Source organism: Enterococcus mediterraneensis (assembly GCF_900604485.1).
In the GTDB taxonomy this organism is placed as follows: Bacteria; Bacillota; Bacilli; order Lactobacillales; family Enterococcaceae; genus Enterococcus_C; species Enterococcus_C mediterraneensis.
Window position 1 is genome coordinate 1,784,230 of record NZ_UWOP01000001.1, and the last position, 15,528, is coordinate 1,799,757.

Here is a 15,528-nt window from a genome sequence, read left to right on the forward strand (position 1 = left end):
TATGAGCGGTGATATGACCCAGATTGCTGGGGAGTTTATTGGAACGTTGATTTTGATTTTATTAGGGGACGGTGTTTGTGCTGCTGTCAATCTAAATAAGAGTAAAGCACAAGCATCCGGTTGGATCGTGATCGCGCTTGGTTGGGCGATGGCCGTGACAATGGGGGTTTATATCTCTGGATTTATGGGACCCGCTCATTTGAATCCGGCAGTGACCATCGCGATGGCGATGACTGGGGCAATCAGCGGCAGTCTAGTGGTTCCATTTATTTTAGCTCAAATGCTGGGAGCCATCGTCGGTGCAGTCTTGGTATGGTTAGCGTATCTTCCTCATTGGGCAGCCACTGAAGATGATGGTGCGATCTTAGGAACATTTGCGACAGGTCCAGCGATTCGCAACTATACAGCCAATTTGGTCACTGAAGCAATCGGTACTTTTGTCTTGGTTTTAGGGTTATTAGCATTTACTCAAAACGATTTTGCGGCTGGCACAAACGTTTTTGCAGTCGGTGCATTGATCTTGGCTATTGGTCTTTCATTAGGAGGTCCTACCGGATATGCTATCAACCCTGCCCGTGACTTAGGTCCGCGGATCGCTCACGCCATTTTACCGATCGCTAATAAAGGCGGTTCTGATTGGGCATATTCTTGGGTACCAGTTGTAGGACCTATCATCGGCGGAATCATTGCTGTAGGTGTCTATAATTTGATGGTCTGATCATTTATAATTTTGAATAATAAAAGATATCTGAATGCTGGATGCTATCCTTTCTGCTATTTGCAGTAAGCACAAGTGTCCAAGCATTTGGATATCTTTTTTTGTCGTTGTTTGCAGCTCAGAGTTTTAGATTTTTTTAGAATAAAGTGCAAACAGCTAGCGTCAAAAGGACAGCGAATAATCGGTACAGAAAAAACGTTGGATGAAATATTTCATTCGATTTTCAATTTATCGAAATAAGTGTCTTGACACATACAAGGATTCCCATTACAATAAATGCAACTTAGGTGTCTTGACACTAATTTTGACACCTTCTAGGAGGAAAATAATGAAAAAGAATTCTGTACGTCAGCTGACAATTAGTGCATTGTTGATTGGGTTGGGAATCATTATCCCGATGGTAATGCCGAAAATCGTGATCGGACCCGCTTCATTTACATTAGCAAGTCATGTGCCCTTATTTATCGCAATGTTCTTTTCACCAGGTATGGCAGTTGCCGTGGCGTTAGGTACAACGTTTGGTTTTTTGGTCACCGGTCTTCCAGTAGTGATCGCGCTGCGTGCATTCAGCCATTTGATCTTTGCGGTGATTGGAGCAATGTATTTACAAAGACATCCCGGTTTAGTTTTGCAAAACGGCAAGTTTACTTTATTCAATTTGCGTTTCCAAACATTTAATTTCCTGATTGGAGTATTACATGCAGTCGTTGAAATGCTGGTAGTAATGGCCTTCAATTTTGTAGGCAATGTACCAGCAAGCTCGATTGAAGGAGGAGCGTTTTATTTCTTCTTTGTCTTGTTAGGTGTAGGCGGATTGATACACAGTTTGGTAGACTACTCTATCGCCTATTTTGTAGCCGGTACGCTCAGCAAACATTTCGAATTGCCTGTTTTTGTGAAAGCCAAACAAGAAAAAACGATCTCTGGAGCTCCAAGAACGGCGGCTTAAAGAAGAAAGTAATTTCTATAAAACCACTTCAACATTTTTATAGAAGGGGAGAATGCCTTGAAATCCAATTGGTTTTAAGGTATTCTTTTTTTTAACCAAAAAAGGGAAATAGAAGGTTCGTTGGTAAAATGTAAGTGAGGAAGATGATGATCCTGAAAAAAAATAGTTTGGTTTTAGCGCTGATAGGAGGCGTCTTGCTGTTTTTGATGTTTATGCTCGTATTAGCTCAGCCGAATTTAGATGAGAATGATCAGCCGCCACAAGATACCAGCTCTTCTAAAGCGGCAAAACCGGAGAAGAAGATACAAAATGTACGGATGGACGTTCCTTTAGAAAACCAATTTGATGAACCGGCATTAGGAAATGGGTGTGAAGTTACCGCGCTTTCGATGCTGTTGCGTTATTATGGTTATGATACGACCAAGAATCAATTGGCGGAAAAACTGGATTATGTACCGGTGTACGTTGATAATACATATCACGGCAATCCTCATGATGGTTTCGTTGGTGAGATAGCCGGCGGTGACTGGGCGATGGGCGTTGCCGTCGAACCTATCGCAAAAGTCGCGAAACAAATAGCCGTAGATTACCAAGTCGAGGCAAGTACCAAGCGAACATTTGATGAGGTATTGGCTGTCGTATCTAAAAAGACACCGGTATGGATCAAAGCAACGGTTGAATTGGAAGTGCCGACAGACGAAGACTTTATGGTGTGGGAAACTACTTCTGGACCAGTTGAGGTCAGTCCTATTAATCACGCGGTTGTCATTACTGGTATCAAAGGAGATACGATCTATGTCAACGATCCTTATGGTCATAAAGACCGGGAGATCGCAAAAGAAGATCTGCAAAAAATTTACGAAAGAATGGGCAGTCAATCCTTGTATTTGAAAAAGAAATCTTAGATGTATCATCGTTTTCGTGAAATTTTCAATAAATTTGAAAAAATGCAAGGGATAACAATTGTTTTAAATTTAGTTACATGCTATATTGTCGATAGGCAAATGCCTAAATAAAAAACAGAGTAGAAAATAAAGCGTTAAGTGCTGAAAGGATGGGATGTTGCCTTTCGGACGAAGGACAAATTGTTCGCGGTTTTATTTTCGCATTCGCTGCATATTTTTTGTGTAGCAACTCTATAAAGGAGATGCTAGTTATGAAAAGAAAAGTCGACGCACGTATGATCGCTATTATGGGGCTTTTGGTCGCAATGATGGTTGTTTTGACACGGTTTTTGGGTATTGAGACCCAATTTGTCAGAATCACTTTTGCATTCGTACCGGAAGTAGTAATGGCGATGTTTTTTGGTCCATTTTGGACAGCGATCGGTGCTTCATTAGCCGATCTGATAGGGATGGCGTTGTTTCCGAAGGGTGCGTTTTTCATTGGTTTCACGATCAATGCATTTGTAGGCGGTCTGGTTTACGGATATTTCTTTTATAAAAAGGAAGTCACTTGGCTTAATTCGTTTTTAAGCACATTGACCAATACTATCGTGATCAGTCTTATTTTGACACCGATTTGGTTGTCGATCATGTACAATGTACCATTGACCAGTTGGGCGATTTGGTCCGTTCGTTTGGTTAAAGTCGTGATCATGCTGCCGATCCAAACGACATTGCTTTATATCGTTGGGCGGGCAGTACCTTTCAAACGTATGATAAAACAATTTATTTAAAAGCCTTCATCTCCATCCCAAGATGAATAACAACTAACCGACAGACAAACCGGCTTTCCGCCTGTTTGTCTGTTTTTTGCTGTAATTTTCTGGAGAAAGACAAAATAAAAGAAAATATGCCATAATAGCTGTAATGAAAGAATGGAGGAAAAGGAATGAGACGAGTATTACTCATGTTAGGTATCGGAATCATTTTAGTGGGGGGCGGCTATCTGATTTGGCAAAATTTTGGAAAAACAAATAATACGAAAAATAATGCTTCTGAATCTACAAAAACGTCAGAAACAACAGGAACTATCGATTCGACGTCAGAGTCTTCCACGGCGGAAGAGGCAGAAGATCCGGCTGAAAAAATTCTGAAAACAATGACGTTGGAAGAGAAAGTCGGACAATTGTTTCTGGCTCGTGTACCGGAAACCAATCAGATAGAAGATATCCAGACGTATCATTTAGGCGGCTATTTATTATTCGGCCGAGATACTGAAAATGAAACAGCGGACAGCTTGAAAGCGACAATCAAGAGCTATCAAGAAGCAAGCAAACTGCCTTTGTTGATCGCAGCAGATGAAGAAGGCGGGACGGTAACCCGGATCAGCCGTAACAGCAATCTAGTAGCTGCACCTTTTCCATCGCCCCAAGAGCTTTATGCTCAAGGCGGTTGGCAGGCTGTCACCGAAGATGTTCAAAATAAAGCAGCGATTTTCAAAGAGTACGGTATCCAAACCGGATTATATCCTATAGCGGACGTCTCAACAGATCCTCAATCATTTATTTACGATCGGACGATCGGGATGGACGCAGAAGGTACCAGCCGCTATGTAACGACAGCGGTAACTGCAATGAAAGAGGCAAAGATCGGCTCCACCCTCAAACATTTTCCCGGTTATGGCGACAATCGTGATTCACACGTGGAGATCGTTACCGATGATCGGCCGTTGCAGGAGTTGCGGGGCAATGATTTTAAACCATTTATTGCCGGGATAAAAGCAGGTGCAGACAGTATTTTGGTCTCTCATAATATCGTAACCAGTATCGATTCTGAGATGCCGGCATCGATTTCAAAACCGGTCCATGATCTTTTGCGGAATGAATTGCATTTTCAAGGAGTCGTCATGACAGATGATATGGATATGGCTGGATTGGCTGATTTTATTTCTCAAGAAGAAGCGGGACTGGCGGCGTTGCAGGCGGGCAATGATTTGGTACTGTCCTCAACGTATCAGCAGCAGATTCCTTATGTTCTTCAAGCAATCAAAGTTGGAAACTATTCTGAAGAAGCGTTAGATCAATCCGTTAAGCGAGTCTTGGATTGGAAGATCCATTTAGGTTTATTGGAAGAGTAAAAAAGATATGAAATAAATGACTCTCCCACGAAAAATAGTTATAAAATAAAATGATCCCAACGATACTTGACACTCCTAAGTGCTATCGTTGGGATCAATTTTTATCAGATTATAGACAGGATAGATAATGTCTATTCTTCGAATTGTGCGTGATAAAGCTGAGCATAATAGCCTTCTTGAGCTAATAACTCATCGTGCGTTCCTTGTTCGACGATTTTTCCAGCATCCATCACGAGGATATGATCCGCAGAACGGATCGTTGACAAACGATGAGCGATCACGAAACTAGTCCGGCCTTCCATCATGGAAAGAAACGCCTGTTGGATATTTTTTTCGGTCAATGTATCAACAGAACTGGTAGCTTCATCAAGGATCAGCATCGCCGGCTCGCTGATCATCGTACGGGCGATCGTCAGGAGTTGTCGTTGTCCATCAGACAGTTTGATGCCGGCTTCGCCGATAGGGGTTTCCAATTTTTGCGGCAGGCGCATTACGTATTCGTACATGTATGTTTTTTTCAAAGCGGTGTAGATCTCTTCATCAGTGGCGTTTTCATTGCCGTATTGCAGGTTTTCCCGCAGAGTACTATCGAAAAGCCAAGTATCTTGTAAAACCATTCCGAAACTTTTGCGGAGGCTGTCTCGTTTGATATGACGGATATCGATCCCGTCAATAGTGATCTTGCCGCTGTTCACTTCGTAAAAACGCATCAGCAGGTTGACTAAAGTCGATTTGCCGGCGCCGGTTTTGCCTACGATGGCGATCGTCTCGCCGGGAGCCGCAGTAAAGCTGAAATCTTCGATCAAAGGGCGTCGCGGATCATAGCTGAAGCTGACCTGATCAAAAGCGACAGCGCCTTTAACAGTAGTAAGCGGAACAGCGTTTGGCGCGTCAGGTGTTTCCGGTAATTGATCGATCAGTTGAAAAGCGCGGGCAAGACCTGACATGGCCGTTTGGATCTGAGTGGTGATCCCGGAGATCTCAATAAATGGTTTCGTAAACTGGCTGGAATAGATGGTAAAACTGGAGATCATACCGACAGTGATCTGCTGATCGCCGGTCAAGATCAGCCAGCCGCCTACAAAACCCACAGCCAAATACGCCAAGTGATCGACAAACCGAGAGATCGGATTGGTCAAAGAAGAAGAAAACTGCGCTTTTTGACCTTGGATGTTTAATTCTTGGTTGATGGTCTCAAAGCGTTCCTGATTGACTGCTTCTCGCTGAAAAGCTTTGACGATTTTCTGATTACCGATCATTTCAGAGACAAATCCTGAAATCTCCCCTACAATAGTTTGCTGTTGCGCAAAATTATGCTGGGAACTGCGGGTGACGAAATAATTGACCAGAAAAATGATCGGTGTCGCGATCAAGACCACCAATGTCAATGAAAGACTCAGATTGAGCATCACCACAAAAGCGACGACAACGATCGCCAATCCGGAAAACAACTGATTGAAGACCGCAGCGATAGCGACGGATACGGTATCCATATCATTGGTAAAACGGCTGACGACATCGCCATGGGGTGTCTGATCATAAAAACGCAGCGGCAGTGTGTTCAATTTGGCAAACGCATCTTTGCGCAATTGTGCAACGGAAAGATAGGCCACACGATTGCCTAAGCGCTGGATCAGCCATTGACTGATAACAGTCAGTGCTACCACACTAGCAAAAAGCATCAAGATTCTATAAAAATCAGAAAAATCCACAGCATTTTTGCCAATCAGACGATCGACTGCCGCTCCGATTTGATAAGTCATATAAACAGTGGTCGTGCCGGCTACGATCCCTAATAAAGCGGCGAGTACTAATTCGACAGGATAATGCAGCAAATAAGGGAGAAAACGGCGGATCGCCGACCAGTTGAATCTATTCATGGGTATTTTCCTCCTGTGAATGAACGATTTCTTGATACTCTTTGGACTGTTCCAATAAGGCTTCGTGGGTTCCTTTAGCCAATAGATGTCCTTGATCAAAAACAAGGATCTGATCCGCTGATTGGATGGAACGGATTCGTTGGGAGATGATCAAGACGGTACTTTTGCGTTCTTTTTTTAAGGCTTGTCGAAGATTGAGGTCTGTTTGGTAATCTAACGCGCTCAATGAATCATCTAAAATCAGGATATCTGGTTCAGCGATCAATGCCCGGGCAATGGTCAAGCGTTGTTTTTGTCCGCCGGAAAAGTTTTGCCCGCCTTCGAAAATAGGCGTATCCAGCTGATCCGGCAATGCTTCGACAAATTCTCGGCATTGAGCGATCGTGAGTGCCCGCCAACAATCTTCATCGGTGGCGTTTTCTTTTCCCCATTGCAGGTTTTCCCGGATCGTTCCAGAAAATAGGACTGCCGTTTGAGGAACTAATGCGATTTTTTTGCGTAACGCAGACAACTGCCACTCTCTGACATCGATCCCGTCAACTTTGACTGCTCCGGCGGCGACATCATAAAAACGCGGGATCAACTGCGTAACGGCCGACTTTCCGCTGCCAGTAGGGCCGGTGATCCCAATAGTAGTGCCGGCAGGGATTGAAAATGAAATATCCTGCAATGCCAAACCAAAAGAATCGGCAAAACGAAAATCTACCTGTTCAAAATCGATGGATGCCGGTGCTCCGGCAGTCCCCGTCCAACCGCTTTGATCTTGGATCACCGCATCAGTTGCTAAAACTTCATTGATCCGCTCGGCTGAGGCGGCTGCCCGAGTAAAGATCACCACCAGATTCGAAACAACGATCAATGCCAAAAGCATTTGATTCATGTAATTGACCAGCGCCAGAACTTCCCCTTGCGCTAGACGTCCTGTATCGACTTTGAAACCACCAATGTAGAAAACCAGCAGGATACCAAGATTCATGATCAGCGTGGTAGCCGGCGTCAAAAGAGCGGAAAGATTGGTGACTTTAACGGAAATACGAGCCTGTTCATCAGCAGATCGATCGAAACGGTCGGTTTCTTTTTTTGTTTGAACGAACGCCCGGATCACACGGATACCACTGAGATTTTGCGCGATCCATTCATTCAGCTGGTCGACCTTTTTTTGGACCTGTTGATACAAAGGAACTGTTTTTCTGATGATCCAAAAAAGAACCAGACAAAACAGCGGCAGTGTGAATAAAAAGATCATCCCGATCTGCCAGTCGATGACAAACGCCATAATGACAGCGCCAATGCTGAGAAACGGTGCCCGAACTACCAGACGGATGAGCATCGCCAAAGCCAGCTGCATCTGATTGATATCGTTGGTCATACGAGTGATCAATGTATCGGTGCCAAAGCGATTTAGTTCGCTGTGGGAAAGGCTGTTGATTTTTTTCATCATCTGATTGCGAAGTTCGGTCCCGAACCCTTGGGAGGCGATCGAAGCGTAGTATTGGCAGATCACTGCGCAAATCAATCCGATGACTGACATCAAGATCATCCAGCCGGTCATGGACCAAACTGTCTGTCGATCATTCATTCGGATCCCGCGATCTACTAAAGCTGCCATCAGTAAAGGAAGGATCAGTTCAAAGACCGCTTCTAAAAATTTGAAAAATGGCCCTAAGATGATTTGTTTGCGATATTTTTTCGCATAATAAAGTAATTGGATCATGACATTCTCCTTCTATCTGTAAACTATTATTTATTGTAGCCTAAGAAGAAACGCAAAGAAAGTCTTTGGATCGCGGAAAGTCCTTGATCGATCTTCATAGTAAAAAACATTCTAGGAAAAAATATCAAAATAAATATGGAAAACAAAAAACTACTTGAAGGACCGCTTGGCAAAATGCGTCTGCTGGTCATTCAAGTAGTTTTTTTAGATTTGGTCAGCGATCGGATCAATCCATCAGGCAGTATAGTGGTAGATGATATCGTGGATCAGAGCGACTGAATCACGGCTGGTACGATCATTGTAATAGCTGGCAAAACGTTCATCAGCTACATACATATCCGCTAAGTTGCGGTGGTATTCTGCGTTGTAGAAAGGTGCGGCGATGGTCAGCCATTTTTTGTGAGACTCGAATACTTTTTTTGCCGTTTCGCTGTCAAGATCGACGCTATCTTGTGCAAGTAATTCTCCCAACGCTGTAAACATCGTTTTTTCTGCTTCTTGTAATTCCGCAAATTGTTCTTGGGACATGTGCGCCCATTGTTCATTAGAACGATCGATTACCTCGTCACCGTATTTTTCTCGGATTTCATGCCCATATTTTGCTTCATTTTCTTGGATTTTTTCTTGTTTGAATGCTTCAAATTTTTCTTTGTCTGTCATGATTTCTTCTCCTTTGTAATATTTTAGGGTACGGTCCAATGTGTCCAGGAGGTTCTCCAATTCCATTTTCTGAATCAGTAATTTTTGATATTGATCCTGCAACAAATTGGTGACATCATAATCCGGCTGTTCCAAAAGCTTTTTGATCGATTCCAGCCGTACGCCGAATTTTTTCAAGAATAAGATTTGCTGCAGGCGATCAACTTCTTCTTTCCCATAGACCCGATAGTTCGAGGAAGAGATCCGTTTGGGCTTTAATAATTCGATCTCGTCATAATAACGCAATGTTCGGCTGCTGACCCCAGAGATTTTTGCTAATTGATTGATGCTGTATTCCATGTTGATTCCTCCTGACAATATTAAGATAAACCTTGACGCAGCGAGAAGGTCAAGAAAAAAACACTTGAAATTAAAAATGTGAGCGACAATGTGGTATACTAATTATGTAAAATAACCACAGGAGTTAAATGAAATAACCGAAACAGCGTGTCATTATCGCTTTTGAGCGGTGTTTGGGCGTGGCAAGACAATCCTTTGCCGTTGTTGGCAAAACGTCGTTGTATATCAATAAAATAAAGCAAAGAAAGGAAATGATCTATGAAATTAATCGAAACTCCAGTCAACAAAAACTTGAATCTTGAAAATCTATACCCGAATATTACAAATTATGTATTTGATAATCGCGCTATCAAATATTATAAACTATATACGCTCGATCGCATCCATGTCATCTACGCCGATACGTTTGATAAGGTTCTAGTCATTTTGATCGACAGTAAGAAAAAAATCAAGCGTGAAGAAGTAGACACAGTGTTGCACCGCTTGTTGAAAGTGGAACGCAAAGATGTCAAGATCAACGTTAATGTAAAAAAAGAGATGGAAGATGCCGGTATTAAATTCACCAAACCCCGTAAAGACATCATCGTCATCGAATTAGATCAAAAAGAATAATCATTGCGCCATGTTTCTTAAAGGTTATCTCGAAGAAAATAAGTGATGCAAAAAGCTGGGACTTAAACAGGTTCCAGCTTTTTTATTGTTTCAAAAAACAAGAATACCGTCTCATTTTTCAGCAATTTATGGGCTTCTAGACATAAAAACAGGGAAAACCGGATTTTTTTGTTATAATAAGACACGAGATCAAAAAGCAGAGGGAGTAGAAATAATGCATAAACTTTATCAAGATGATAGTTTAACGCTTCACACGGACTTATATCAAATCAATATGATGCAGACTTATTGGGAATTGGGCAGAGCGGACCGCAAAGCAGTTTTTGAATGCTACTTTCGCGACATGCCGTTCAATCACGGCTATGCGATCTTTGCCGGATTAGAACGATTGGTTCATTATCTGGAAAATCTGACCTTCTCTGAATCAGACATCGCGTATTTGCGCGAAGTAGGCAATTATCCAGAAGGTTTTTTGAGCTACTTGGCAGACTTTAAATTCAGTTGTACTGTACGTTCTGCTCAAGAAGGGGATCTGGTCTTCAACAACGAGCCGATCGTTCAAGTAGAAGGGCCATTAGCACAAGCTCAGTTAGTGGAAACAGCGATTTTGAATATGGTGAATTTCCAAACGTTGATCGCAACAAAAGCTGCGCGGATCAAATCAGTCATTGGCGATCAACCGCTTTTGGAATTTGGTTCTCGGCGGGCACAGGAAGTCGATGCGGCGATCTGGGGAACTCGGGCGGCGTTTATCGGCGGTGCCGATGCCAGCAGCAATGTCCGTGCAGGCAAGATTTTTGGGATTCCTGTCAGCGGGACTCACGCTCATTCATTAGTCCAATCCTATGGCAATGACTATGATGCTTTTATGGCTTATGCCAAGACGCATAAAGACTGTGTATTTTTAGTTGATACGTATGATACGCTGAAATTGGGCGTACCGATGGCTATCAAGGTCGCAAAAGAAATGGGTGACAAGATCAACTTCTTGGGTGTTCGGATCGATAGCGGCGACATGGCCTATATCTCGAAAAAAGTACGGGAACAATTGGATGAAGCAGGATTTCCCGATGCCAAGATCTATGCTTCTAATGATTTAGATGAAAATACGATTTTGAGCTTGAAGATGCAAAAAGCGAAAATCGATGTGTGGGGCGTAGGGACCAAGTTGATCACCGCTTATGATCAACCGGCTTTAGGTGCGGTGTATAAATTGGTTTCTATTGAAGATGAAAATGGCGACATGGTCGACACCATCAAGCTGTCCAGCAATGCGGAAAAAGTGACGACTCCTGGGAAGAAACAAGTTTGGCGGATCACCCGCAATAAAGATGGCAAATCAGAAGGAGACTATATCACACTTTGGGATGAAGATCCGCGGGAAGAAAGTGAGATCTTCATGTTCCATCCTGTTCATACCTATATCAATAAAACGGTTCGCGATTTTGACGCGCGACCAATCTTGAAGGATATTTTTGTCGATGGGCAATTGGTGTATGAACTGCCTGATCTTGAACATATCAAAGCATATGCTCAAGAAGGGCTCGATGATTTATGGGAAGAATACAAACGGGATCTGAACCCGCAAAAATATCCAGTGGATCTTTCAACCGATTGTTGGCATCATAAAATGTCGATACTGGAAAAAATCCGCAAAAATATTGCAAATCTATCTACTGATGAAGGAGAGTTTTAAATGACACTGCAACAAGAAATCATCAAACAATTAGGTGTCCAACCAACGATCGACCCGGAAAAAGAGATCCGCAAAAGCGTTGATTTCTTAAAAGAGTATCTGCACAAATATCCTTTTTTGAAAACCCTGGTACTAGGGATCAGCGGCGGGCAAGACTCGACGTTAGCGGGACGATTGGCACAACTAGCAATGGAAGAAATGCGTCAAGAAACCGGCGATGATCAATATCGCTTCATCGCTGTGCGTTTGCCTTATGGAGAACAGGCGGATGAAGAAGATGCCAAATCAGCATTGCGTTTCATCAATGCGGATGTGGAATTAAAAGTAAATATCAAAGGTGCGGTGGATGCTCAAGTCAAAGCTTTGGAAGAAGCCGGCGTTTCTATCTCTGATTTTAACAAAGGCAATATCAAAGCTCGTCAACGTATGATCACACAATATGGGATCGCCGGCTCTTACAGCGGCGCGGTGATCGGAACAGACCATGCTGCTGAAAACATCACCGGCTTCTTTACAAAATTCGGTGATGGAGGCGCAGATATCCTGCCGCTGTTTCGTTTGAACAAACGCCAAGGGAAAATGCTGCTGAAAGCACTGGGAGCACCAGAAGCGCTGTATTTAAAAGTTCCAACAGCGGATCTAGAAGACGGAAAACCATTGATTGCCGATGAAGCGGCATTAGGTGTCAGCTACGAAGCTATCGATGATTATCTGGAAGGTAAAGAAGTGACATCGGAAGCACAAGCGACTATTGAAAATTGGTGGAAAAAAACAGAACATAAACGTCATCTTCCTATCAGTCTGCTGGATGATTTTTGGAAATAAACGTGCTTTATAAAAAATAAAAATAAGCTGAAACTTTGATTAATAACCACTCTTATTTTATAATAGAGTTAGAAGTTTTGGGGAAGACTTCGTCAATAACGTGTGAGGACGGGCTAAAATCGACTGATTTTAGCCCGTCCTTTTCTTTATATGGAAAAACTGCTGTTGTTTGTTTGAAGAATCTCTGAAGACGAACAGCACAGCTTTACTTTCAAATTTAGAACGACTAAAATACAAACTGACAGAGAAAAATTAGATAGGATTTGAACAAATGGATAAAAAAAAGCAGGTACTCAAAAAAGGAATGATCGGATTTGCGATCATATTGCTGATCATCATCAGTAATTTATATCTTCAATGGTGTCAAAATAATCTATCGCTTTCTCTAGCGTTGAAATTTGCTTTTTCATGGCATACGGAGAAATTTTTATTAGGCAGCTTGGTTTTGCTGGTCTTTTATGGAATGTTAGCCAGCCTAGCCGGTTCAGTGAAATTTTCAGCGTTTTTGTATAGTGTATTGATCGGGATTCTGGGGTATGCGGATCATTTGAAAATGGTCTATCGGCAAGAACCGATCTATCCCGATGATCTGAAAATGGTGACCCAATTCAATTTGTTAAGAGACATGGTGGGGACGGGACCGTTCATTTTTATCATGCTGCTTGTTTTAGCGGCACTAGCGGCTCTGGTCTGGAGCATATACCGCAGTCGGCTTTTGACCCGTAAAGCGCAAATCTGGCGTGGCAGTGTTTTGATATTCTGTCTGCTTTCGTTGTTTTATATCAGCCATTTCAACAGCGATAGTAATCTATTGCGCAAGGCCTATAACCGTACGGCATTGTGGATCCCTTATTCGCAAAAAATGAATTATTACAATACTGGCTTTATCGGCGGCTTTTTGTATAACTTGCGGGTAGATCCGATGGAAAAGCCGGCAGGGTATTCAAAATCGGCTATCCAAGAGATCACGAAAAAATATCAAGAAACTGCTGAGACGAAAAACGCACAGCGGACAGACGAAAAACCAAATATCGTTTATGTAATGAGCGAAAGCTTTTCTGATCCTAGCAATTTGAAAGGGATAACGGTCACAGGTGATCCGTTGAAAGACTATTACAAAGTCGCGGATCAAACGTACAGCGGCAAAATGTTATCGCAAAATTACGGCGGCGGAACCGCAAATATCGAATTTGAAGCGTTGACTGGATTTTCGATGGAACTGTTCAATCCGCAAATGACGACACCTTATACATTATTGGTGCCGAAATTATCTGAACTGCCATCTCTAGTCTCTTTCTTGAAACAAAAAGAGTATCAAGCAACGGCGATCCATCCTTACGATACCTCTATGTATAAACGAAAAGATGTTTATCAAACAATGGGCTTCGATGAATTTTTAGATCAAAGCACGATGAAACATACCAACAAGCTGCAGAATAATCCTTATATCTCTGATGAATCGGCGTATAAAGAAGTACTGGATCTGTTAGGGCAAGATCAGCCCCAATTCGTCCATTTGGTAACGATGCAAACCCATATGCCGTATGCGGGAAAATATGAAAATATTCCTTATTCAGCAAGCGGGAACGGCAACAATACATCTCTTGAGAATTATTTGCAGGATGTTGCTTACAGCAGTGAAGCATTGTCGGCGTTTCTAGCCAAATTATCTGAGTTGCCGCGGCGAACATTAGTGGTTTTCTGGGGAGATCATCTGCCGGGGATCTATTCGGAAGAGATCCAAAAGCAAAATGCAGGGACTGCTTTGCATGAAACGCAATTTTTGATGTACGATTCAAAAAACAAGTTGGAAAAAGCATCCGGAGAAGTCGTTACCAGTCCGTTTTATTTTGCGGCAAATCTACTAGAACGAACCAATCAGCCGACGACAGGTTTTTACGAGCTGTTGCTGGAGCTGGAAAAGATTTTGCCGGCGTTTGAAAAAGGCATGTATCAAGTAGACGGCACTTGGCAAAAAGAGCTCAAATTGACAAAGGAACAAAAGAAGATCTATCAAGAATATCAGCTGATCCAATACGATATCCTTGCTGGACAGCAATATAGCTTGAAGCAGACTTTTTTTGAATAGATATCCTAATTTATAAACAGAAAAACAACTAGATAGATGAGACACCTCAAAAACGCTGACTTTTCGAGGTGCCCAAAGTAAGCTCGTCGCACGACGAGCTTATTTTTGTGCCAGTTTAATTTTATAGATGGTTAAATAAAAATGTATCTATGTTACACTAAAAATAGAAGACAAGATAATGATTGAAAAAGATAGAGAGGGTCAACTATCTATCGATGCTTTACTCACTCTGAAAAGGTATTTGATTATTTAAAAAATCATAAGAAGCCTTTTCTAGAAGAAATTACGAAGCACTAACTTGGAAAAAAGTACATAAGAATGCGAGAAGTTTGCAGCAACGTCTAAATGCGAATACGCAAATATGATAATCAACGAACTGAAAGGAGGAACAGTCATCATATTTTGCTTATTTGATAGATAAGGTAAAAACTTAAAAGGTTACGGAGTATCAGTGTAAAACATAAATTTTGAGAGGTGAAAAGCATGTGTCGAGATATTAAAATTTTATCAGCAGCAATGTTGCCTAACTTAAGATTATATGTGGAATTCAATACGGGAGAGAATAAATACATTAAAAGTGATATGTTGAATTTCGCATTAGATGCCTCTAAAAAAGGAACGAGTCTTCAAAAATCGTTTGCCGCTTCCGCAGCACCATTAACATGGTTTAGCGATATCAAACTTCAAAATGATGGCAAAAATATTTTGTTAAATGGTCATTCCTTTTCAGCGGGGGAACTATACGAAAAAGGGACGGTTAGTTTATGATGGTAAGCAACAGCTCTGAAGGTTCTGTTGCACGTTCTTCTATCTAAAGAGTTGCTTTAACATCATTATCTATTTAGTTGGAATATCAGGGATCCTTTGATTTCAGTGTTTATTAATGAAGTTTCGCACGGAAAAGTTTCTATAACAACTGACAATCCAAGAAGCAGATCTGAAAACATGATTGATAATACTATTCTCGAAAAAAAGGTTTAAATAAGAATCAAAGGTAAATAGGATTTTACACATACAAAAGGCCT

Annotated in this window: 13 protein-coding genes and 1 riboswitch; of the genes, 10 read left to right on the plus strand and 3 right to left on the minus strand. The window is 41.9% G+C overall.

The genetic code is table 11. The features are described 5' to 3' along the window. Nucleotide 1: 1 nt before the first annotated feature. From EFB00_RS08710 to EFB00_RS08730, 5 genes are all read left to right on the plus strand, one after another. Nucleotides 2-718, plus strand: a complete 717-nt coding sequence (locus tag EFB00_RS08710) for an MIP/aquaporin family protein (RefSeq protein WP_122646440.1) — start codon at nucleotides 2-4, stop codon at nucleotides 716-718. A 328-nt stretch (nucleotides 719-1,046) separates the two neighbouring features. Continuing rightward, nucleotides 1,047-1,667, plus strand: coding sequence for a hypothetical protein (locus EFB00_RS08715; RefSeq protein ID WP_122646441.1), 621 nt, complete (start codon nucleotides 1,047-1,049; stop codon nucleotides 1,665-1,667). Between the two features lie 152 nt (nucleotides 1,668-1,819). Beyond that, nucleotides 1,820-2,572: a C39 family peptidase gene (locus EFB00_RS08720; RefSeq protein ID WP_420889762.1), complete on the plus strand. Its 753-nt coding sequence runs from the start codon at nucleotides 1,820-1,822 to the stop codon at nucleotides 2,570-2,572. 113 nt (nucleotides 2,573-2,685) lie between these two features. After that, nucleotides 2,686-2,784, plus strand: a riboswitch (THF riboswitch). Nucleotides 2,785-2,814: 30 nt separating this feature from the next. Next, nucleotides 2,815-3,345: a folate family ECF transporter S component gene (locus EFB00_RS08725; RefSeq protein ID WP_206423470.1), complete on the plus strand. Its 531-nt coding sequence runs from the start codon at nucleotides 2,815-2,817 to the stop codon at nucleotides 3,343-3,345. Between the two features lie 155 nt (nucleotides 3,346-3,500). After that, a complete protein-coding gene (locus EFB00_RS08730) occupies nucleotides 3,501-4,688 on the plus strand; it encodes a glycoside hydrolase family 3 N-terminal domain-containing protein (protein WP_122646443.1) in 1,188 nt (395 codons plus the stop codon). Nucleotides 4,689-4,819: 131 nt separating this feature from the next. On the opposite strand, the gene EFB00_RS08735 is transcribed toward EFB00_RS08730, so the two are convergent. The 3 genes from EFB00_RS08735 to EFB00_RS08745 form a co-directional block, all read right to left on the minus strand. After that, a complete protein-coding gene (locus tag EFB00_RS08735) occupies nucleotides 4,820-6,574 on the minus strand; it encodes an ABC transporter ATP-binding protein (protein WP_164709484.1) in 1,755 nt (584 codons plus the stop codon). Then, on the minus strand, nucleotides 6,561-8,282 hold the full coding sequence (locus EFB00_RS08740; protein WP_122646445.1) for an ABC transporter ATP-binding protein: 1,722 nt from the start codon (nucleotides 8,280-8,282) through the stop codon (nucleotides 6,561-6,563). Before EFB00_RS08740 ends, EFB00_RS08735 begins: the two co-directional genes overlap by 14 nt. A gap of 234 nt (nucleotides 8,283-8,516) precedes the next feature. Continuing rightward, nucleotides 8,517-9,281: a MerR family transcriptional regulator gene (locus EFB00_RS08745; RefSeq protein ID WP_122646446.1), complete on the minus strand. Its 765-nt coding sequence runs from the start codon at nucleotides 9,279-9,281 to the stop codon at nucleotides 8,517-8,519. 258 nt (nucleotides 9,282-9,539) lie between these two features. Here EFB00_RS08745 and EFB00_RS08750 point away from each other — a divergent pair, with 258 nt between their 5' ends. The 5 genes from EFB00_RS08750 to EFB00_RS08770 all read left to right on the plus strand — a co-directional run bounded on the left by EFB00_RS08750 (nucleotide 9,540) and on the right by EFB00_RS08770 (nucleotide 15,271). Continuing rightward, nucleotides 9,540-9,893 carry a DUF1827 family protein gene (locus EFB00_RS08750; protein ID WP_122646447.1) on the plus strand — a complete coding sequence of 118 codons (354 nt, stop codon included), beginning with the start codon at nucleotides 9,540-9,542 and terminating at the stop codon, nucleotides 9,891-9,893. A gap of 214 nt (nucleotides 9,894-10,107) precedes the next feature. Next, nucleotides 10,108-11,589: a nicotinate phosphoribosyltransferase gene (locus EFB00_RS08755; RefSeq protein ID WP_122646448.1), complete on the plus strand. Its 1,482-nt coding sequence runs from the start codon at nucleotides 10,108-10,110 to the stop codon at nucleotides 11,587-11,589. Continuing rightward, nucleotides 11,590-12,414 carry an ammonia-dependent NAD(+) synthetase gene (nadE, locus tag EFB00_RS08760; protein ID WP_122646449.1) on the plus strand — a complete coding sequence of 275 codons (825 nt, stop codon included), beginning with the start codon at nucleotides 11,590-11,592 and terminating at the stop codon, nucleotides 12,412-12,414. It begins immediately after the preceding gene. 271 nt (nucleotides 12,415-12,685) lie between these two features. Continuing rightward, nucleotides 12,686-14,503 (plus strand): LTA synthase family protein, encoded by a 1,818-nt coding sequence (locus EFB00_RS08765; protein WP_122646450.1) that lies wholly within the window; start codon nucleotides 12,686-12,688, stop codon nucleotides 14,501-14,503. A gap of 483 nt (nucleotides 14,504-14,986) precedes the next feature. After that, a complete protein-coding gene (locus EFB00_RS08770) occupies nucleotides 14,987-15,271 on the plus strand; it encodes a hypothetical protein (RefSeq protein WP_122646451.1) in 285 nt (94 codons plus the stop codon). The last annotated feature ends 257 nt before the right edge of the window (nucleotides 15,272-15,528 follow it).

Excerpts from the sequence above, each read along its gene's own strand:
- EFB00_RS08750 (WP_122646447.1), top strand. The coding sequence starts at position 9,540 with ATGAAATTAATCGAAACTCCAGTCAACAAAAACTTGAATCTTGAAAAT.
- EFB00_RS08725 (WP_206423470.1), top strand. The coding sequence starts at position 2,815 with ATGCTAGTTATGAAAAGAAAAGTCGACGCACGTATGATCGCTATTATG.
- EFB00_RS08740 (WP_122646445.1), bottom strand. The coding sequence starts at position 8,282 with ATGATCCAATTACTTTATTATGCGAAAAAATATCGCAAACAAATCATC.
- EFB00_RS08765 (WP_122646450.1), top strand. The coding sequence starts at position 12,686 with ATGGATAAAAAAAAGCAGGTACTCAAAAAAGGAATGATCGGATTTGCG.
- EFB00_RS08710 (WP_122646440.1), top strand. The coding sequence starts at position 2 with ATGAGCGGTGATATGACCCAGATTGCTGGGGAGTTTATTGGAACGTTG.
- EFB00_RS08755 (WP_122646448.1), top strand. The coding sequence starts at position 10,108 with ATGCATAAACTTTATCAAGATGATAGTTTAACGCTTCACACGGACTTA.
- EFB00_RS08745 (WP_122646446.1), bottom strand. The coding sequence starts at position 9,281 with ATGGAATACAGCATCAATCAATTAGCAAAAATCTCTGGGGTCAGCAGC.
- EFB00_RS08715 (WP_122646441.1), top strand. The coding sequence starts at position 1,047 with ATGAAAAAGAATTCTGTACGTCAGCTGACAATTAGTGCATTGTTGATT.
- EFB00_RS08730 (WP_122646443.1), top strand. The coding sequence starts at position 3,501 with ATGAGACGAGTATTACTCATGTTAGGTATCGGAATCATTTTAGTGGGG.
- nadE (WP_122646449.1), top strand. The coding sequence starts at position 11,590 with ATGACACTGCAACAAGAAATCATCAAACAATTAGGTGTCCAACCAACG.
- EFB00_RS08770 (WP_122646451.1), top strand. The coding sequence starts at position 14,987 with ATGTGTCGAGATATTAAAATTTTATCAGCAGCAATGTTGCCTAACTTA.